The organism is Acetobacter papayae, from assembly GCF_047721125.1.
In the GTDB taxonomy this organism is placed as follows: Bacteria; Pseudomonadota; Alphaproteobacteria; order Acetobacterales; family Acetobacteraceae; genus Acetobacter; species Acetobacter papayae.
The window spans coordinates 1-18,666 of the sequence record NZ_JBDNWF010000012.1; the positions used below are offsets into that span (position 1 = coordinate 1).

Annotated in this window: 17 protein-coding genes and 1 tRNA gene; 9 read left to right on the forward strand and 9 right to left on the reverse strand. The window is 62.1% G+C overall.

From position 1 onward, the window contains the following. Positions 1–76 precede the first annotated feature (76 nt). Entirely contained in the window at positions 77–730 is a 654-nt protein-coding gene (locus ABF757_RS05610; RefSeq protein ID WP_415481289.1) for a ribonuclease D, read from the reverse strand. Between the two features lie 237 nt (positions 731–967). On the opposite strand from ABF757_RS05610, the gene rlmB reads away from it, so the two are divergent. Continuing rightward, positions 968–1,774, forward strand: a complete 807-nt coding sequence (rlmB, locus tag ABF757_RS05615) for a 23S rRNA (guanosine(2251)-2'-O)-methyltransferase RlmB (RefSeq protein WP_415481334.1) — start codon at positions 968–970, stop codon at positions 1,772–1,774. Here the strand turns inward: rlmB and ABF757_RS05620 are convergent. Genes ABF757_RS05620 through ABF757_RS05630 form a run of 3 tightly spaced genes read right to left on the reverse strand, consistent with a single transcriptional unit; the run spans position 1,738 to position 4,262 of the window. Further along, positions 1,738–3,108, reverse strand: a complete 1,371-nt coding sequence (locus ABF757_RS05620; protein WP_415481290.1) for a purine-cytosine permease family protein — start codon at positions 3,106–3,108, stop codon at positions 1,738–1,740. The two genes, rlmB and ABF757_RS05620, sit on opposite strands and share 37 nt — an antisense overlap. A 52-nt stretch (positions 3,109–3,160) precedes the next feature. Beyond that, positions 3,161–3,979 carry an SDR family NAD(P)-dependent oxidoreductase gene (locus ABF757_RS05625; RefSeq protein WP_415481292.1) on the reverse strand — a complete coding sequence of 273 codons (819 nt, stop codon included), beginning with the start codon at positions 3,977–3,979 and terminating at the stop codon, positions 3,161–3,163. 7 nt (positions 3,980–3,986) lie between these two features. After that, positions 3,987–4,262, reverse strand: coding sequence for a hypothetical protein (locus tag ABF757_RS05630; RefSeq protein ID WP_234395278.1), 276 nt, complete (start codon positions 4,260–4,262; stop codon positions 3,987–3,989). Here ABF757_RS05630 and gmk point away from each other — a divergent pair. The 4 genes from gmk (at position 4,159) to ABF757_RS05650 (ending at position 8,987) form a co-directional block, all read left to right on the forward strand. Further along, positions 4,159–4,761 (forward strand): guanylate kinase, encoded by a 603-nt coding sequence (gene gmk / locus ABF757_RS05635; protein WP_415481335.1) that lies wholly within the window; start codon positions 4,159–4,161, stop codon positions 4,759–4,761. The genes ABF757_RS05630 and gmk overlap by 104 nt on opposite strands. 6 nt (positions 4,762–4,767) lie before the next feature. Beyond that, entirely contained in the window at positions 4,768–6,213 is a 1,446-nt protein-coding gene (gene rfaE1, locus ABF757_RS05640; RefSeq protein ID WP_415481293.1) for a D-glycero-beta-D-manno-heptose-7-phosphate kinase, read from the forward strand. Positions 6,214–6,218: 5 nt separating this feature from the next. Beyond that, positions 6,219–7,421 carry an AGE family epimerase/isomerase gene (locus ABF757_RS05645; protein ID WP_415481294.1) on the forward strand — a complete coding sequence of 401 codons (1,203 nt, stop codon included), beginning with the start codon at positions 6,219–6,221 and terminating at the stop codon, positions 7,419–7,421. A gap of 66 nt (positions 7,422–7,487) precedes the next feature. Continuing rightward, positions 7,488–8,987 (forward strand): replicative DNA helicase, encoded by a 1,500-nt coding sequence (locus tag ABF757_RS05650; RefSeq protein WP_081773590.1) that lies wholly within the window; start codon positions 7,488–7,490, stop codon positions 8,985–8,987. A 69-nt stretch (positions 8,988–9,056) separates the two neighbouring features. Here the strand turns inward: ABF757_RS05650 and ABF757_RS05655 are convergent, their stop codons facing one another. The 4 genes from ABF757_RS05655 to ABF757_RS05670 form a co-directional block, all read right to left on the reverse strand. Further along, positions 9,057–11,537, reverse strand: a complete 2,481-nt coding sequence (locus ABF757_RS05655) for a mechanosensitive ion channel domain-containing protein (RefSeq protein WP_415481295.1) — start codon at positions 11,535–11,537, stop codon at positions 9,057–9,059. A 108-nt stretch (positions 11,538–11,645) separates the two neighbouring features. After that, positions 11,646–11,789, reverse strand: a complete 144-nt coding sequence (locus ABF757_RS05660; protein WP_199897888.1) for a hypothetical protein — start codon at positions 11,787–11,789, stop codon at positions 11,646–11,648. A 101-nt stretch (positions 11,790–11,890) separates the two neighbouring features. Continuing rightward, positions 11,891–12,667, reverse strand: a complete 777-nt coding sequence (locus tag ABF757_RS05665) for an ABC transporter ATP-binding protein (protein WP_415481296.1) — start codon at positions 12,665–12,667, stop codon at positions 11,891–11,893. A 24-nt stretch (positions 12,668–12,691) separates the two neighbouring features. Next, positions 12,692–13,477, reverse strand: coding sequence for an MlaE family ABC transporter permease (locus ABF757_RS05670; protein ID WP_025861527.1), 786 nt, complete (start codon positions 13,475–13,477; stop codon positions 12,692–12,694). 210 nt (positions 13,478–13,687) lie between these two features. Between ABF757_RS05670 and radA the strand changes: the two genes are divergently transcribed. From radA to ABF757_RS05685, 3 genes are all read left to right on the forward strand, one after another. Further along, positions 13,688–15,076 carry a DNA repair protein RadA gene (gene radA / locus ABF757_RS05675; protein ID WP_415481297.1) on the forward strand — a complete coding sequence of 463 codons (1,389 nt, stop codon included), beginning with the start codon at positions 13,688–13,690 and terminating at the stop codon, positions 15,074–15,076. A 70-nt stretch (positions 15,077–15,146) separates the two neighbouring features. After that, positions 15,147–15,220, forward strand: a tRNA-Gly gene (locus ABF757_RS05680). A gap of 193 nt (positions 15,221–15,413) precedes the next feature. Continuing rightward, complete coding sequence (locus tag ABF757_RS05685) at positions 15,414–16,772, forward strand: amino acid permease (protein ID WP_025861528.1); 1,359 nt, start codon at positions 15,414–15,416, stop codon at positions 16,770–16,772. Positions 16,773–16,825: 53 nt separating this feature from the next. On the opposite strand, the gene ABF757_RS05690 is transcribed toward ABF757_RS05685, so the two are convergent. Beyond that, entirely contained in the window at positions 16,826–17,521 is a 696-nt protein-coding gene (locus ABF757_RS05690) for a YoaK family protein (protein WP_415481299.1), read from the reverse strand. A gap of 525 nt (positions 17,522–18,046) precedes the next feature. Here ABF757_RS05690 and ABF757_RS05695 point away from each other — a divergent pair. Further along, positions 18,047–18,478, forward strand: coding sequence for a DUF2501 domain-containing protein (locus ABF757_RS05695; RefSeq protein ID WP_415481300.1), 432 nt, complete (start codon positions 18,047–18,049; stop codon positions 18,476–18,478). The last annotated feature ends 188 nt before the right edge of the window (positions 18,479–18,666 follow it).

Consider the following 18,666-nt stretch of genomic DNA (forward strand, 5'->3'; position numbering starts at 1 on the left):
GTATGGGTGAGGGGGCGGGCTGGGTCATGAGTTATGCAGTTCGCTTACACGCAAAAGGCGGGGGGCGTGAAGGTTTTCATGCCCGGTGCGCGAAAATATCCGGCTCGTCATAGCCCAGACCGTCCAGTCTGGCCCGGCTGGGCAGGAAGTCGAAACAGGCCTGTGCCAGTTCGCGGCGCTCTTCTCGTTCCAGCAGGGCTTCCAGCCGTGCCCATAGCGCGTGCAGGTGCAGCACATCCGAGGCGGCATAGGCAAGCTGTTCGGGTGTGAGGGTGGGGGCACCCCAGTCCGAACTCTGTTGGTGCTTGCTCAGATCCACCCCGAGCATTTCCCGGCACAGGGCCGCAAGGCCATGGCGCTCGGTAAAGGTGCGAACCAGCTTGGCGGCAATTTTGGTGCAGATAACAGGGGCAACCGTAATCCCCAGCGTATGTTGCAGGATACCGACATCAAACCGGGCAAAATGCATGATTTTTGTCAGCGCCGGGTCGGACAGAACCCGCCTGAGGTTGGGGCAGGCATAGCCGGTGCCGCCAAGGCGGGTGGGGATAATCTGCACCAGATGGGCCTTGCCATCCCCTGCGGAAAGCTGGACAAGGCACAGCCGGTCGCGGTGGGGGTTGAGCCCCATGGTTTCGGTATCCACGGCAACGGAGCCGGAAAAGGTCAGCCCGTCAGGCAGGTCGTTCTTGTGCAGGGTAACGGCATTGTCCGAATAAGCTGAGGTCATGGCCCGCTCCCCGGTTGCGTGGTGTCGTCTGGTGTCTGGCCGGTGCCGCTGGGGCGGGGCCTCTGGTCATTCCGTGGTGAATGGGCACCGAATACAACCCGCAACGCGGCTTGTCCATTCCTGCCGCCTCTTCGGGTTTACCGGCTTTCGGGCAAACACGGGTGGGGGGATAGGCGAAAGCCCCGCACATGCGCTAGGGGAGAGAGCAGAATGACCAGAAAACCGGACACCTCATCCATGCGTTCTCCCCGCCCATCCCGGCCTGCGCGCCGCTCCCGTTCTTCAGGCTCGGCCGGTGGGGGCCGTGGTGCCGCGCCGGGAGGTGGGCTGTGGCTGTTCGGCACGCATGCGGTTGGGGCGGCGCTGGCCAACCCGCAACGTGTGTGCGACCGCCTGCTGGTAACGGAGGCGGAGCACCCTGCCGTGCAGGAGGCCATGCAGGCCGGGGGGCTGCGGGTCGCTCCTGAAGTGGTGCAGCGCGTCCGGCTGGATGACCTGCTGGGGCCAGACGCGGTGCATCAGGGTGTGGCGCTGCTGGTGCGCCCACTGGTCTCGCCCGCGTTGGATGAGGCGCTGGAGCGCCCCGGCCCGGTGCTGGTGCTCGATCAGGTAACGGATCCACGCAATGTGGGGGCTATCCTGCGTTCGGCGGCGGCGTTCGGGGCGGCATGTCTGGTGGTGCAGGACCGTAACGCCCCGGAGGAAACTGCCGTGCTGGCCAAGGCCGCATCCGGTGCGCTGGAAACGGTGCCTATCGTGCGTGAGGTCAATCTCTCCCGCGCTATCGAACAGTTGCAAAAGGCGGGCTGCTGGACAGTCGGGCTGGATGCGGGCGGCGGCGTGCTGGATGGTGCCGCGTTTGAAAACCGGCGCGTGGCGCTTGTGCTGGGCGCGGAGGGGCGCGGCCTGCGGCGCCTGACGCGTGAAAGCTGTGATGAAATCGCCGGACTGTACATGCCCGGCGATATGGAAAGCCTGAACGTATCGGTTGCGGCAGCCGTCGGGCTTTATGAACTCGCCCGTTTGGGGCGGCTGAGCGCGTAACCCGCAAAAGCTGCGAAAAACCCGACATAATAGCCAATATCGGCCCCGCCCATCCACGCGGCTACGGGGCCGGTATACAGGCTGCTGGTGGAAAACAGGCCGATGGTCAGCACGGTAATGACCACAAACAGCGTGGCCCCGCGTGTCCAGCCGGGCGGGACGGCGTGCACCGTGCGGTCGCCCAGATACCAGTCTGCCAGCACAATGCCGATCCACGGCGCTATCCAGTAGAGGGTTACCAGCAGGTAATCGGTATAGAGCGTGGTGTAGCGACCGGCTCCGGCTACGGCCAGCGCATAGCCCAGCAGGGCTGTCAGCACGGCGGCGGCCACGCGCGGGATGTGCAGCCCGGCTGAAATCAGGCTGTAGCTTGCGGTGTTGTCGTTAAAGGAATTGCCGGTGATAGACGATAGCGCAATGGCCGCAAGAGCCACCCCGCCCAGTGGCCCCATGGCCTGACGTAGCGAGGCAATAACCGCTGTGGGGGAGGGGTCAGCAACGCTACCCGCGCAGATCAGCCCAAGAATCTGGAAGGGAATGGCCGAGCAGAGCAGCCCCGCCAGTGCCAGCAGCACCACTTTGGTAGGGCTGGAGCGGGCAGGCAGATACCGCGTGTAGTCCGATGAGTAGGAAGCCCAAGACAGGTTGAAGCTGACCAGAATACCCACCGCCAGCATGAATGTGCCAAGGCTTACGGCATGGTGCGTGGCCAGTGGTGCCTGCCCGCGCAGCGCGAATACAATGCCTATCAGGGTAAACACCACCAGCAGCAGCCCCCCCAGATATTTCTGCAAGGCCTGCACCATGTGGTGCCCGTAGATGGAGGCCACCATCTGCACACCGGCCAGCACGGCCAGCGCCAGCCAGAACGGTGTGTGCAGCCCCATGGCCAGCAGAAGGGTCAGCAGAGCAGTGGCAGCGGGCACGTTGTTCACCGCGTCCCAACCCACGCAGTAAATCCAGTTCAGCAGAGCGGGCGGGCGCACGCCCAGTCGCCCCAGAGCCCGGCGCGAGGCCTCCATCTGTGTCAGGCCGGTGGGTGGGCCGATGGCAGCGGCCAGGGCAACAGGCAGTGCTCCGATCAGGTTGCCCAGCAGCACGGCGGCCACGCCCGCGCGGAAATCCAGCCCGAGGCTGACCAGCAGCGCGCCCGTTACCCAGCCGCCGGGGCCGAGATTGGGAGAAAAATGGCTCCAGAACACCCGGTCCATTTTCATGGTCTTGAGCGCATCCGGCACGGGCTGGCTGACGGAGGCCGCCGAAAGTTCCTCCATCCAGCCCCTGTGGGGCGTATTGGCGGCAGCCTGAACGGGTGGGGGAGTATCCTGAGTCATGCGTGGTTCCACAAAGCGCGAGGAGCAGAGGCCCGGCGTGGCCGGTTTCGGTTCAGGAAAGGTCGGGCTCGGGCATGCTGCCCGGAGCGCCCGTGGGCTGGCGCGTGTAATAGGCCTCAGCCACGCGGGGGGGCAGAAGGTCCATCAACCGTGAGCCCGCCGCCAGCCAGCGCGGAAAGGTAATGCGCCGCTCGTTGCGGCCCAGCCCACGCAGGATACGATGGCACGCCGTGTTAACGTCTGTCAGCCCCGGCATGGAAAAGCGGTTGCCCGCGACCATGGGTGTATCCAGAAAACCACAGACGACAGAGCTGAGCAGAATGCCCTCGCGCCGTGCGCTGGAGCCGCTGGCGACCATAAAGCGGTCCACCGCCGCCTTGGCCGCGCAATAGGCAGGCGTGCCGGGAAAAGATACAAGCCCCGCGACCGATGAAATGGCGCAGATCCGCCCGCGCAGGCCATCGGGCTGGCGTGGTTGACGGCGCATGACATCCATGGCGGGCAGCACGGTGTTGAGCACGCCCATCAGGTCGGTTTCAAAAATCCGGCGCACCTGTTCGTGGGGTTCATGCGGGGCCTGTATCGTGGTGCTGGGTTTGCGGGTGCCCCCGGTAATGCCCGCACAGGCCAGAACCAGATTGAGCGGCCCCGCCTGATGCACCCATGCTTCGATACGCGCGCGGTCCGTTACATCCGCCAGAAGGGTGGAGACCTCGGCCCCTTTTGCCTGACAGCGTGCGGCGGTGTCGTTCAGGCGTTCGGCGCAGCGCCCCCCCAGCCAGAGCCTGCGACCGGGGCGCGCAAGCGTGAGGGCCAGCGCCTGACCCAGTCCAGAGGAAGCACCGGTAATAAGGGCAGAAGGATGGAGCATTGAAAAATCAGTCTTCAGCATCGTGTTGCGGGCTGTGGCGCAGCATGGCGGCTTCTGGCATGAAGGGGCAAGACCGGAAGCGCAATACGGTGGCATACCGAGGGAGCATTGAGGGGAGCATGGAAGGCGGCATGGTGGAAAACGGAGCAGACTGTCCGGCAAAAATAAACCGCAGGGGTGTGTGTTTTGTCATATCCGCACCCTCAGGGGCAGGAAAATCGACGATTGCCAATGCCTTGCGGGCTTCGGACACACGACTGCGGCATTCCGTATCCGTGACCACGCGCCACCCCCGGCCGGGCGAGAAAGAGGGTGTGCATTACTACTTCCGCAGCATGGAACAGTTCGAAAACATGGCCGCGGCGGGCGAAATGCTGGAATGGGCGACCGTGTTCGGGCGCGGCTACGGCACCCCCCGCGCTCCGGTGGAGCAGACGCTCGCTGCCGGGCATGACATGGTGTTCGACATCGACTGGCAGGGGCACCAGCAGATCAGGCAGGCGCTGCCGGGCGATGTGGTGAGCCTGTTCGTGCTGCCGCCTTCCATGGCCGAACTTGAACGCCGCCTGCATGGCCGGGCCTCAGACCACCCGGACGAAATCGCCCGCCGCATGGCCGCCGCGCGTGACGAAATTTCGCACTGGCGCGAATTTGACTACGTGATTGTCAACACCGAACTGGACCGCGCCATAGCCGAGGCCCGCGCGGTGCTGACAGCCGCTCGTCAGGCGGTGCCCCGTCAGGCTGGGCTGGTGGATTTTGTCGGCACCTTTGGGGTCTGAAATCTGATGGATTTTTCCACCATTACCGTCCTGTGCGTGGGCGATGTCATGCTCGACCGTTTTCTATACGGTCGCATGGAGCGTATCTCGCCCGAAGCGCCAGTGCCTGTGCTCCTGCTTGATAACCGGCGCGAAATGCCGGGCGGTGCGGGGAATGTCGCCAGCAACATTCTCTCGCTCGGCGGGCGGGCGGTGCTGGTAGGGCTGACCGGACAGGACGAGGCCGGGGCCACACTGCGCGGCGCGCTAGCTGACAGGGTGGGCTTGCAGGATGCAACCTGCGCCAGTGCCGTGCGCCCCACAATCTGCAAGACCCGTTTTATCGCAGCACACCAGCAGGTGGTGCGGGTGGATGAGGAAAGCCGCACCCGGCTTGCCACGCAGGAGGCTCAAAGCCTGTGCGCTGCCATAAGTGCTCATATGGCGCAGGTGCAGGCGGTTGTGGTGTCGGATTACGGCAAGGGGGTTTGTGCGCCCGCTGTGCTGGAGTACCTCTTCGCGCAGGCGCGGCAGTTTGGCGTGCCGGTTTTTGTTGACCCCAAAAGCACCGATTACAGTCTGTATCGCGGGGCTGCGTGCATTACCCCCAATGCGCGTGAACTGGCGGCGGCCTCGGCCATGCCGGTTGAGAGCGAAGCACAGGTGGAAGCCGCTGCCCGCACGGTTATGGAACAGGCCGAGGCACAGGCCATTCTCGCAACCCGTTCTGAAAAAGGCATGATGCTGGTGCGGCGTAATGGCCCGGCCCTGTCCGTGCCAGCGCGCGCGCGTGAAGTGTTCGATGTCTCTGGTGCGGGGGACACCGTTATCGCCACCATGGCGCTGGCGGTGGGCTCGGGCATGAGCTTCGAGCAGGCCATGCGTGTGGCCAATGCAGCCGCGGGCGTGGTGGTGGGTAAGCTCGGCACGGCCACGGCGGATATTGGCGAGGTCCTGCGCGAACTGGATGATCAGGAGGCACCGGGCGAGGGCGAAGGGGCCATGGCTCCGCTGCTTTCTCTCGAGGCCATGCGCGCGCAGGTGGATCGCTGGCGGGCGCGGGGGCTCAAGGTCGGCTTTACCAATGGCTGTTTTGATATCCTGCATCCGGGGCATGTCAGCCTGCTGGCACAAGCCCGTGCCGCGTGCGACAGGCTGGTGGTGGCACTGAACACGGATGCCAGCGTGCGCCGCCTGAAAGGCGAGACCCGCCCGGTCAATACGCTGGAGGCGCGCGCGACCGTTATGGGGGCGCTGCGGATGGTGGATGCCGTTGTTGCCTTCGATGCCGATACGCCGCTTGAAACAATCCGTGCCCTGATGCCCGATGTGCTGGTGAAAGGGGCGGATTACACGCCTGAAACCGTTGTCGGGGCGGATCTTGTTCTGGGGGCCGGAGGGCGGCTGGTGCTGGCTGATTTGCGTCAGGGCCATTCCACCACGGCCATTATCGGGCGAGCCCAGACTCCGTGACGGGCATGGGTAACGCCCCTTCTGTATCGTCGCAGGGTGGGGAGGCGGCGCTCAGAGCCGTGCATGCGCGCTTTACCGACTGGCTGTTCGGGCAGGCGCTGCCATTCTGGGCAGATACCGGGTGCGATGGTGTTGCGGGCATGCCAGCAGCCCTTGGCGCACAGGAGCATCTGACCTGCGAGGGGGTGCCCGCGCACCCGGCTTTCAAGCGGGTGCGGGTGCAGGCCCGCCAGCTTTTTGTGTTCTCATGGGCGGCCCTGCGTGGCTGGCCTGAAGCCCGTGCTCGGGCCGATGCTCTTTTTGAGTTTCTGCTCAGGGCGCGTCGGGCCGATGGAGGCTGGGTCTGCCGCCTGACGCGCTCGGGCGAGGTGCTGGACAGCACGGCGGATCTGTATGATCTGGCGTTCGTGGTGTTTGCGCTGGCGTGGTACGCAAGGCTGGATGGCGTGGGTGAGCCCCCCGTGGCTCTCGCGCGTGAAACCCTGCGCTGGATCGAAACGGAAATGCCCCGGGCAGAGGGCGGGTTTTTGAACCGCCTGCCTGATGAGGGCGGAGCATGGCAGCAGAACCCGCACATGCACCTGTTTGAAGCCGTGCTGGCCCTGTACGATGCCACAGGGCAGGCCGATGACCTGACACTGGCCCACAGGCTGCATGATCTGTTCAGAACCCGTTTTCTTGACGCCACAACCGGGTGTCTGGGCGAGTATTTTCAGGCAGACTGGGCTCCGGCAGCGGGTGAGGCCGGGCAGTGGACAGAGCCGGGGCACCATTTTGAATGGGTGTGGCTGCTCCACGCCTATACCGCCCGCAGCGGGGTCGAAACCCGTGCGGAGGCCGACAGCCTATACCGCTTTGCCCTCGCACATGGCGTGCAGGGTGATACGGCGCTGGTGCGCGATGCGGTCAGCCGCAATGGGCAGGTGCTCAGCAATGCCGCGCGCCTGTGGGTGCAGGGCGAGGCCCTGCGCGGTATCCTCAGCCATGACGCACAGGGTAATGTCTCGCTGGCTGCCCGCGTGGGTGAGAACCTGCTTGAATACTATCTGCACGGCCCCAAAGCCTGCCCCAGCGCGCAGGCCACATGGACAGACCAGCTTGACGCGCAGGGCCAGCCTGCGGCCGAGCGTATTCCCACCAGTTCCCTGTATCATATCGTCACCGCGTATGATGAACTCGATCGGGCGGTGCGTGAGGGGGGGGGCTGAAAAGACCCCCGCGTAATGACGGCGGACTCTTACGGGGTGCGCGGGAAATCTGCTATGGTTGCAGGCATGAACACGACCGAAGCCGACCAGCAGAAAGAAGAAGGGCCTCTGGCTCTTGGCCTGCGCCAGCCCCCCGCCAACATAGAAGCCGAGCAGGCGCTGCTTGGCGCCTTGCTGACCAATAACCGTGCCTATGACCGGGTTTCGGACTTTCTGGCCGCCGAGCATTTCGCCAACCGGGTAAATGGCCAGATTTTCGAGGCCATAGCCCGACGGGTTGAAGCCGGGCAATTGGCCGACCCCGTAACCATGCGGGCCGAGCTTGAACATTCAGGCGTGCTGCAAAGCGTTGGCGGCATGGGCTACATGGCCAAGCTTCTGGGCTCCATGGTGGGTATCATCAATGCGGGTGACTATGGTCGCGCCATTCATGATGCGTGGATACGCCGCCAGTTGATCGATATTGGCGAAACCGTCGTCAACAACGCCTTTGGCATATCGGGCGGGCTATCCGGGCCAGACCAGATTGAGGCCGGGGAAGAGGCCCTGTTCAGGCTTGCCACCGAAAAAGGCAAGGAAGGAGATTTTGTCTCGTTCAATCACGCACTGGCCGGTGCGATCGAGGTTGCGGCAAAAGCCTTCGAGAATGATGGCCATGTTACGGGCCTGACCTCGGGCCTGCGGGATATGGACAAAAAAACCGGTGGTCTGCACCCCTCCGATCTGCTGATTCTCGCAGGGCGTCCCGCCATGGGTAAAACGGCGCTGGCAACTAAAATGGCCTTTTCCGCCGCCCGCGCCATTATGGAAGACAGCTCCGACAAGGGCGGTAAGCCTAAAGGCAGTGTCGCTATTTTCTCGCTCGAAATGTCGGCCGAACAGCTTGCCACCCGTATCCTGTCTGAACAGGCCGAAGTTTCGGGTGAGCGGATTCGACGGGGTGATATCGGGCAGAAGGAATTTGACCGCTTTGTGCGGGTCAGCCACGAGCTGTCATCCCTGCCACTGGTGATTGACGATACCCCCGCCATCAGCCTTTCGGCCATGCGCACACGCTGCCGCCGGCTTAAGCGCACGCAGGGGCTCAGTCTTGTTGTGGTGGACTATCTCCAGCTCATGCGCCCGTCAGTCGGCACCCGTCCTGAAAGCCGCGTGCTGGAAATTTCTATGATTACACAGGGGCTCAAGGCCATTGCCAAGGAGCTTGAGGTTCCGGTGCTGGCGCTGTCCCAGCTCTCGCGTCAGGTTGAAAGCCGCGAGGACAAGCGGCCCATGCTGTCGGACCTGCGTGAATCCGGCTCGATCGAGCAGGACGCCGATGCGGTGATGTTCGTCTACCGCGACGAATATTATCTCCAGCAGCGCCAGCCCAAGGAAACAGCCTTTGATTCCATGGATAAATATCAGGCGGCTATGGAAGACTGGCAGCGCCGTATGGGGCTTGTCCATAACAAGGCCGAGCTGATTCTGGAAAAACAGCGTCATGGGCCTACCGGCACCATCAATCTGTTTTTCGAAGGCGAATACACACGCTTTGCCGATCTGGACACCATGCACGACCATTAAGGGCGTGCCCTGTAAGCCCTGTCTGTAGCCATGCTCTACGCAAGACTACTGACAGGGTAAGGGTGTTTTTCAGCTCGATGGTGTTTCCGTGTCGCGCACCAGCAGTAACTGCCGTGATGCGACGGCAATTCCCTGTTCATGAAAAGCCTGCCAGAGCGCGCGCAGGGCTACGGGTCTGGCCAGCTTGATTGTCAGGTCGGCCCGTGCGGTGGCGGTGCCGGTCAGCAGCACGGAGCCATCTTCCACCGAGGTCATGTCCACCGTAACAGGGGCCATGCCATCCACCGCGTCGCAGGCGGTCAGTGTATCGGCCATAACCTGCATGGCCCGGTCGAGATCGGAGGTGAACGGCAGGTCGAGTGTTACAGTAAACACGCCGGGTTTCTGGGCAGCCGTTGCGTTCTTGACCGCAGAGGTAATGAACTGCGAGTTCGGCACGATCATGATGGATTTGTCGTCCAGCAGGATATCGGTGGAGCGTACGCTAATCCGTCCGACCTTGCCCGTTACCCCGGCGATCGTCACCGTATCTCCAACCGAGACAGGGCGCTCAGCCATGAGGATGATACCGGAGACGAAGTTCTGCACAATGGATTGCAGGCCAAAGCCGATCCCCACTGACAGGGCGCTGACAACCCATGTCAGGCTTTTGACCGTAACCCCCAGCACCGACAGCATGGCCAGCCCGATGAGAATCCATGCCGAATAGCCCAGAATGCCAAGAATGGATGCCTGAGCGCCCGTATCCAGCCGGGTGGTGGGAAAGAATTTCTGGCTGAACCAGCTTTTGACCAGATTGATGACATAGTGCCCGGCAATCAGCAGCCCGACACAGAGCAGAACGGCGTTGAGCGAGACAAAATGTGTGTCGGCATTGGTCTGGCCATTGAACAGGAAACCAAGCTGCGTCCAGACCTGCGAAGGGTCGAACCCGCCGCCCGAACTCGCGACAGCAAACAGCACTACCAGCAAAAGCAGGTTGACCGCGCCGGGAATAAGTACGCTGATCTGGTTGACCAGCCGCGCCGGTATGCCAAGTGCTGTCAGGCGCTGGCCCAGACTGCCATGCGCGCATAGTGTTGTAGCGCAGAGCGTGCTGGACAGGAGCGAGACCAGCAGCAGGCCCGCCAGCGTGATGCTCATCATGCTCAGCCAGGAGATGATGGTATAGGCCAGCGGAATATAACCCGAAAACACCGCCAGCCAGCAGACGATTGCAACCGTCATGGCCAGACTGCGCAGCAACTGCGCAAGGGGCGGGTTGTCTTCGTCTTCCGTATTGGCCGTTACCCGCAACTCACGCGGGATGGCAAACAGTAGCGGGCTGACAGCCAGCGTAAAGGCAGCATCCATCAACTGCACGGAAAGCAGGGATAGGCCGCTATGGGTATCCATGTAACGCAACGCGCCGCGCACAAGCATGGCCCCGGCCAGCCATGCAGGGAACAGGCGCAGGTTTCTGGCCAGTTCGTCGGGTATGGTGAAAACCCGCCATTCCTTCGCGCGGGAAAACAGGCACCAGCCCAGTTCCAGCACAAAACCGCATAAGGGGGCCTGTGTCGCCACCATGTCGGCCAGAACAGCCAGATCACCCTGGGCTGCCGGGTTGTCGAAAGACAGGATATTCCACAGGATCTGGCACGAAAAACCCCATGCCGCCGTGGCTATGGCGGCGCAGGCGAGGGTAGCGGTAATCGGGCGCAGGCGGCCAAAAGGCACAAAGCGACTCACCAGCCTGCGCACAGGGCCGTGGCAGCACAACCACATCGCCATAAGCAGGGCCGTACCCGCAATCCCCCCTAGCGTGATGAAGACGCGCGAGCCGCTAAAGGCAACGCCTGTCAGGGCTACGGTCTGTTGGGCCAGTTCATGCAGGTGGGTGCTGTCCTGCCGGAACGCCCCCGCCAGACCGGACCAGAAATTGATACCCAAGGGTGAGGGAAAACGCTGCCAGAGTGTCGCCTGCTGAATGGCGCTCCCATGCTGGCGCAGAGCGCTGATAAGCTGCTGGGCTTCGGCCTGATACAGCTTCAGCCGCATCATGCGTGCATCCACCTCTTTTTGGCGGCGTGTCAGCGTGTTGCGCTGCTCGGTAATGGAGGCGGCCTCGGCTGGGTCGCCCGCGGCTGGGGGCTTGCCCAGAATGTCCAGAAAATTCTGGTACATGGCGTGGTAGGGCTTCAGCCGTGTCATCAGTGTATCGGCCTGCGTGGCCACAGCCGTTGCCCGTTGCAGCAGGGCGGCCAGATCGGCGGAAGTATGGCCCGTATCGTGGTCCTGCAGGCCGGTATCGTAAATGGTGCGGATTTCCGCTTCCATGTCGTCCAGCGTCTGGTCAGGTGCGCTGTTTTCCGCGCGGGCGATAAAGGCGCTGGCCAGCCCGCCGGGCACATTGCCGCTGGCTGCGGGCTGGGTGGGGTTGGCCGTATCGGTGCGCGCTGTGGCTGTGGCAGCGTGGGCCTGCTGCCCATGGCCCGCAATCAGGGCAAGAACCAACCCTGCAAGCAAGGGCAGACGGCGCAGGGAGGAGAAAAAAAGCTGATGGCGCATTGGGCTGTCGTAGCTCCGCTTTACCGTATGCCTTGCGTGGCTGCCTCGTGCGTGAACCTCCCGAAAGAAAGGGGAATGATGTCAGGGAGTTTCAGGCCGGGCGGCGGGTCAGGTGCCGCTGTTCTGGATATGAGCGCGGAACCCCAGTTTTTCCAACTGAGCGGGGGAGGTAATGTGGCGGGGGGTCGAATGGAACATCCCGCACGCGGAAAGGCCCAGCGCACAAGCCAGTAACAGGACTGCACGTTTCATGATGTTGTCTTTCTCCACGGTTGAACGGGCCGTTTCTCTTTCGTCTTTCTATCTCACCCGCACGCAGCGCGGGCAAGCCAAGAAGTGCGCCTGCGCGCCCGCTAGCGCCGCAGTTCCATGGTGATAGGCCCTTCGCGGCGACCGTGGGTGAACTGGTCTACATACGGGTTGCCGCTGTCCATCAGGGTGCTGGCGGCCCCCTGCCAGACCAGTTGCCCCCGATAGAGCATGGCCGCCTGATCGCCTATGCGCTGGGCGGAGGCCATGTCATGCGTAATGGCTATGGCGGTGGAGCCGAGCGTTTTGACGCAGTTTACAATCAGCCCGTCGATAACGGCCCCCATAATGGGGTCCAGCCCGGTTGTAGGTTCATCAAAAAACAGCATGTCAGGCCGGGCGGCGATAGCGCGTGCAAGGCCTACGCGTTTTTGCATGCCCCCGGACAGTTCCGCCGGATAGAGGTCTCCCACCGAAGGATCGAGCCCGACTTGCGCCAGAATGCCACCAGCCTCGCTCCGGGCATTGCGGCGTGACAGGCGCTTGCGCGCCAGCAGCCCGAAGGTGACATTTTCCCATACGGGCAGGCTGTCAAACAAGGCGGCGTTCTGGAACAGCATGCCTATTTCGCCACGTAGGCTTTCGCGGCGGCTGTCCGGGGCGGTCAGGATATTTTCGCCGTCGATTTCAATACTGCCGGAATCGGGGGTCATCAGTCCCAGAATGCAGCGCAGCAGAACGGATTTTCCAGAACCTGAACCGCCGATGATCACGCATGAGGTGCCCTGCGCCACATCCAGCGTGACACCATCGAGCACCTTTTTGCTGCCGAAAGACTTGTGCAGGTCGCGGATACGGATTTTCGGGGGCGCATCTGTCATGCGGGGCGGCGGTCCTTATGGTGTTCAGTGCGAGAAAAACAGGTCCGTTATCAGGTAATCGAAGGCCAGCAGCAAAATGGAGGCCGCGACCACGGCGGCTGTGGTGGCGGAGCCCACACCTTCGGCCCCACCCTTGCTGTTATAGCCATGGTAGCAGCCCATGAGGGTTATCAGAAACCCGAAGAGTGCCGCCTTGACCAGCCCGACCGTAACATCCTCGGTTTTCAGGGCGTTGAGTGTGGCGGTAATATACGCAGTGGCGGAAAAATCGAGCTTGACCACCGCCACCAGAAAACCCCCAGCAACCCCCAGCACGTCGGCTATCAGCACCAGCAGGGGCAGGGCGACCAGCCCGGCCAGCAGCCGTGGGGCCACCAGATATTTCATGGGGTTGGTGGACAGGGTATCCAGCGCATCAATCTGGTCGGTCACGCGCATGGTGCCAATCTGGGCCGCCATGGCCGCACCCACACGCCCCGCGACCATAAGCCCCGCCAGAACCGGGCCCAGTTCACGGGTAACGGCCAGCACCACAATACCGGCAATGGCACTTTGCGCATGATACTGGGCAAAGCCCGTATAGGATTGCAGGGCAATCACCCCGCCCGAGAACAGCGCTGTCAGTGCTACCACAGGCAGTGAGAAAAACCCGGTTTCGAGAAAACTGCCCCAGAACACCCGCCCGTAAAAAGGCGGGCGGACAATATGCGACAGGCCCGAGAGAGCAAAGAGCGTGATCGCCCCTGTTGCGCGGAGAAGGGAAAGGGTGGCGCGGCCTATACCGGCCACGAGATCAAGCGCCATATCCATGGATCGGGGCTGTCTGCTCCTGCGCGTGTGGGTGGGTGCGGTATCGCTCTGCTGGCCTAGCGTGGATGGAGGGGGTTCGTCAAAGTGCCTGTGCGCGTCATGGGGCGTGGGCTTGAGTTTGTTCCTGTTTTATTCCATTTTGTGCTGGGGCGGATAACAGCCGCGCCATGCCGTGCCGGGCTGTGCCGCGCGGAGTAGCAAGGAGTGGCCGTGGCCAAAAAACCAGCCCGTCAGTACGGATGCACCGCTTGCGGGGCCGTGCATGCCAAATGGGCCGGGCAGTGCGATGCCTGTCAGGAATGGAACACCCTTGAGGAACTGCCAGTGGAGCCACTGGCGGCATCTTCCGCCGCGCGGGCCGTGCCGGGGCGGCGTGTCAAGCTGGAGGCGCTACAGGGGGTCGTACAGCCACCGCCGCGCGTGCGCTCAGGCATTGCGGAGCTTGATCGCGCACTGGGCGGTGGGCTGGTGCCTGCCTCTGTCGTGCTGGTCGGGGGTGATCCGGGTATTGGCAAATCCACGCTGCTGTTGCAGGCGGCCAGCCGTCTGGCCGAGCAGGGTGAGCGGGTTTTGTATATTTCGGGCGAAGAGGCGGTGGATCAGATCCGCCTGCGCGCCCGGCGGCTGGGGGTGGAAGGTGCGAAGCTGGAACTGGCCGCCTCCATCAACGTGGCTGACATTATCGCAACCGCCGAGGCAGAGGCCGATGTGCGGGTGGTTGTAATCGATTCTATCCAGACCATGTGGCTGGAAACGGTGGAAAGTGCGCCGGGCACGGTTTCGCAGGTCAGGGCCTGCGCGTTTGAACTGATCCGCTCGGCCAAGCGCCGGGGCTTTTGCCTTATCCTTGTGGGGCATGTCACCAAGGAAGGTGCACTGGCAGGCCCGCGCGTGCTTGAGCACATGGTGGATGCCGTCATGTATTTCGAGGGTGACCGTGGGCACCAGTTCCGCATTTTGCGGGCCGCCAAGAACCGTTACGGCGCAACGGATGAAATTGGTGTGTTCGCCATGACGGATCGCGGGTTGGAGGAAGTCAGCAATCCTTCAGCGCTGTTCCTAGCCGAGCGGCGCGGCAATATTGCGGGGTCTGCCGTGTTTGCTGGGCTTGAAGGCTCACGTCCTGTCCTGCTGGAAGTGCAGGCCCTGCTGTCGCCCAAAGGGGGAGATGGTGCGCCCCGCCGTGCCGTGGTGGGGTGGGATAGCGGGCGGCTGGCCATGCTACTGGCCGTGCTGGAAACACGCTGCGGGCTGAAACTTTCGGGCATGGATGTCTATCTGAACGTTGCCGGAGGGCTGAAAGTGGCCGAACCGGCGGCTGATCTGGCTGTGGCTGCCGCACTGGTTTCAGCCGCGACTGGCGTGCCAACCAGCCCCGGTGCGGTCTATTTTGGCGAAGTCGGGCTTTCGGGAGAGATCCGTCAGGTTGCGCAGGCAGATTCCCGCCTGAAGGAAGCTGCCAAGCTGGGCTTTACACAGGCTGTTCTGCCGCGCCGGGTTGCACGGGGCAGCGCGCCTGCCCGGCCGCCTGAAGGGTTGACCCTGCGCGAGAGCGGGCATGTGTCTGATCTGGTCAGCCCAGACGCGCAGGGTGAGTAAGCGGGAAAATACACCCTTCGGATTGCCAGTCCGCTGATCCGGGGTTATAAGGCAGCCACTGGTTCGCCACGCGGATGTAGTTCAATGGTAGAACGGCAGCTTCCCAAGCTGCATACGGGGGTTCGATTCCCCTCATCCGCTCCAGTTTCCCCCCGATTCTGATGACGTGCCGGACAAGACCATGCACTGGGCATGGTTCTGCCTCGTGGCGCTGTCTGTCCCCTTTGTGTTCGGCAGGGCCGGTGCGCTTTGGATATTGTTCCGTTTCAAGTATGATCGATCAGTTCGATCACGCAGGGACACTATAGAGATCGGGCGACAGTAAAGGATTTTCCGCATGGCACAGGCAAAGACCGCACAGCCCGTCAAATCGGGCGCGGGTCTTCGGAACCGGCATATCGCTATGATCGCCCTTGGCGGCACGATTGGCGCGGGGCTGTTTGTTGGGAGCAGTGCTGCCATAGTAGCCACGGGGCCAGCGGTGCTGCTGGCCTATCTGGGCGTTGGCGCGCTGGTTATGCTGGTTATGCGGATGCTTGGCGAAATGGTGGTGAACAACCCGCGTCAGGGGTCGTTTGTGGCCTATATCCGCATCGCCCATGGCGACAGGATCGGTTTTACCGCTGGCTGGCTTTACTGGTTTTTCTGGGTGGTGGTGCTGGGCAGCGAGGCGATAGCAGGGGCCATTCTGTTGCAGGACTGGGTAAACCTGCCGGTCTGGCTACTGGCCCTTATACAGCTGGCCGTGCTCAAGGCGATCAATTTTGCTGCACCACGTGTTTTTGGCGAATGTGAGTTCTGGCTTTCCGGTGTGAAGGTTTTCAGCATTCTCGCCTTTGTGGGGCTGAGCCTTTTATATGTGCTGCATGTTTTCGGGCCGGGTGTTTCGGTGCGCGATAATCTTGTGGGGCATGGCGGTCTGGTACCTCATGGTTTGCTGACGGTGCTGTCCATCGTCCCAACCATTCTGTTCAGCATGATGGGGGCGGAAATTGCTACCGTCGCAGCGGCGGAATCCAGTGAATCAGAAAAAAGCATAGACCGCGTTACGCGTAGTCTGGGGCTGCGTGTAACGCTGTTTTATGTTCTGGCTGTAGGCATGATCCTGATTGTGGTGCCGTGGGATACGATTATTTCCGGCCGGTCGCCTTTTGTCGCGGCCATGGACCGTATGGGCGTGCCCGGTGCCGGGCTGATGATGCGCGTTGTGGTGCTGAGCGCCATTCTGTCATGCATGAATTCCAGCCTGTATATTACCTCGCGCGTGCTGCGTGAACTGGCTGAACAGGGCGATGCCCCCGCACCGCTGGGCCGCTGTGCTGCATCCGGTGCGCCGCGTCTGGCCATTACGGTCAGCGGTCTGGCGGGCGCTCTGGTGGCGTTTTCCTCCATTCTCGCGCCGGATACGATTTTTGCCTTTTTGCTCAGTTGCAGCGGCGGCGTGATCCTGTTGATCTACAGCCTGATCGTGACAGCCCATGTCGTCACCCGCAAAGCCGCCGAGCGTGCGGGGCAGGGCCGTTTTCGGCTGCCGCTTTTTCCGCTCACCAATTACGCTACCATTGCAGGGGTTGCGGTTGTATTCGGGGCCATGCTGTTCAATCCGGCCGAGCGTATGACGGCTGTGGCCTCGCTGGGCACATCAATTGTGTGTTTTGCTCTGGCGTCGTTCTTCATGCTCCGCCGCGCGGACTGAACCCACCGGCGGCTTCTACCCGAATGAGGGGGAGCCGGTGTGGCCGGGTCGGCTCAGGGAATGCTGATCCGGTCTAGACGCACAACCAGTGGTAACCGCCCTACCAGCAGCACCACTCCCGCCATCATGATGATGAAGGCTGTCAGGGCGATACCCTGCGCAACGCTATGGGCTGAAATCAGCGTGCCCATGACCGCGCCGAAAAAAAGCGCGCCAATGGCTGCGGCCCTGCGCCAGCTTCCCCGGTTGTCTCCGCCCGCTGCGGAACTGTTATGCGCCAGCCCGTGTAAAACAATGGTTGCGGCGGGCAGTGTCATGTCCGGCAGGCTGGCATGGCGCGTGGCGGAGGTCTGCACCCCCATGGCGAAAGCCAGAAGCCCCAGTGTTATATAAGGAGCGCCCGGCGGTGCCGCAGACCAGATCCACGCTGCCAGTGCAATCAGGCTGGCCACGCCCAGCAGCATGTCTCCAATAATCAGGCGCTGGTGCCGCCTGCGCCGGACAAGGCGGCCCCCCAGCACGGCTCCGACATAAAAGCAGCCGATAGCTTCCAGCCCGGACAACACAATGGCCTGCGATGTGGCGATGTTGACTGCAATCAGGATGATGCTTGCAGTCATGTAACCCGCGAACATTTTCAGATGCAGCAGGGAAATGGCGTCCAGCATGCCCATCGCCATCGTGACGAGAATGATCGCTACAACCAGACGGGCATCATGCCCTTTTTGGATTGGGGGAGTGTGTTCCATTGATACAGAAATAGGGTGAGTGGATCGGGTAAGTGAAACGGATAGCATTAATTGTTATAACGCAGAACATGCCTTCTGATGGGGGCAGCCATGACCTCCTGCCCGCTAACGGGAGGACAAAAGACGGGGCAAAGGCTTCATCACCAGATCGTGATACGCTTTGAAAGCCCTGCGCAAGGGGGTGTGCAACAGGGTGTTGACCATGCGGGAAAGGGGTTCCGGCGGGGATGGACATGCTGTTTTATCAGGTGGATAGACCACCCCACCCGTCAGTGTCTGTTGTGTGTGAATGCAGAAAAAACAGACAGGTTAACGAGCTTTTGCGTTTTTTCATTCAGGGCCCTGCGCGGTATCCGCTGCCGCAGACATGTGCCGCCTGCGGTGTTGGTGTTTTTGCGCGACACTGCCCGGCGGCATGGCGATAGGCGCGTGTGGTCTGCCATGTTTTTTGTGCGCCCGGCGGCTGCTTGATCTTTGTGCGGATTACGGGGCAGTTTGGCGCATATTCCGCTAGGGAGATTCTTGATGAAACTGACAGCCGTACGTGCCCTGTCGGCGCTGGCCCTTACCACCTCTCTCCTGGCTGGCGCTCCGGTGCTGGCTCACGCGCAGGAGCTGAACATTCCCGTCGTGCGTGGGGGGGACACGTCCTCTCTGACCACTGTTGACCCGTCCGATCAGGTCGCGGCCATCAACCCTGCTGAAAATGCCGGGCTGCTGAACTACTGCGTGCAGAACGAATATGTCGATTATGACGACGGGTTCCGCGTCCTGCAGGAATACGTCAAAAAGACCAATGCCGTGCCTGAAGGGGCAGACGGCAACATGTTCTACGCCATTGGCACTGCTGGCCAGCTGCGCGTGAACAACAAGACCTATTCCATCGCTACGGCAACGCTGCCTATCCGCCAGTCAACCTGCAAGGTTGTGCTCGCACGGGCCAAGGCGTCTCTGTAAGGCGTTTTTTTCCGCCAGTTCCATTCTGTTTTTTACAGCCTCTTGGGGGCGCGAAAAACAGGGTGAAATGCCGGAATATCGGGTAAAATCTTCAAAGGCCAGCCGCGTTTCGCGGCTGGCCTTTGTTGTATTACCGAAGTTTTAGGTTCCGTTATGCAGGGAGGTACCTTTACCAGCCGTGCCCCGAT

Coding starts and splice junctions, on each gene's coding strand:
- ABF757_RS05645 (WP_415481294.1), top strand. CDS start 6,219: ATGGGTAACGCCCCTTCTGTATCGTCGCAGGGTGGGGAGGCGGCGCTC.
- ABF757_RS05610 (WP_415481289.1), bottom strand. CDS start 730: ATGACCTCAGCTTATTCGGACAATGCCGTTACCCTGCACAAGAACGAC.
- ABF757_RS05690 (WP_415481299.1), bottom strand. CDS start 17,521: ATGGAACACACTCCCCCAATCCAAAAAGGGCATGATGCCCGTCTGGTT.
- rfaE1 (WP_415481293.1), top strand. CDS start 4,768: ATGGATTTTTCCACCATTACCGTCCTGTGCGTGGGCGATGTCATGCTC.
- ABF757_RS05670 (WP_025861527.1), bottom strand. CDS start 13,477: ATGGATATGGCGCTTGATCTCGTGGCCGGTATAGGCCGCGCCACCCTT.
- ABF757_RS05625 (WP_415481292.1), bottom strand. CDS start 3,979: ATGCTCCATCCTTCTGCCCTTATTACCGGTGCTTCCTCTGGACTGGGT.
- ABF757_RS05665 (WP_415481296.1), bottom strand. CDS start 12,667: ATGACAGATGCGCCCCCGAAAATCCGTATCCGCGACCTGCACAAGTCT.
- ABF757_RS05650 (WP_081773590.1), top strand. CDS start 7,488: ATGAACACGACCGAAGCCGACCAGCAGAAAGAAGAAGGGCCTCTGGCT.
- ABF757_RS05695 (WP_415481300.1), top strand. CDS start 18,047: ATGAAACTGACAGCCGTACGTGCCCTGTCGGCGCTGGCCCTTACCACC.
- ABF757_RS05660 (WP_199897888.1), bottom strand. CDS start 11,789: ATGAAACGTGCAGTCCTGTTACTGGCTTGTGCGCTGGGCCTTTCCGCG.
- ABF757_RS05655 (WP_415481295.1), bottom strand. CDS start 11,537: ATGCGCCATCAGCTTTTTTTCTCCTCCCTGCGCCGTCTGCCCTTGCTT.
- rlmB (WP_415481334.1), top strand. CDS start 968: ATGCGTTCTCCCCGCCCATCCCGGCCTGCGCGCCGCTCCCGTTCTTCA.
- ABF757_RS05620 (WP_415481290.1), bottom strand. CDS start 3,108: ATGACTCAGGATACTCCCCCACCCGTTCAGGCTGCCGCCAATACGCCC.
- ABF757_RS05685 (WP_025861528.1), top strand. CDS start 15,414: ATGGCACAGGCAAAGACCGCACAGCCCGTCAAATCGGGCGCGGGTCTT.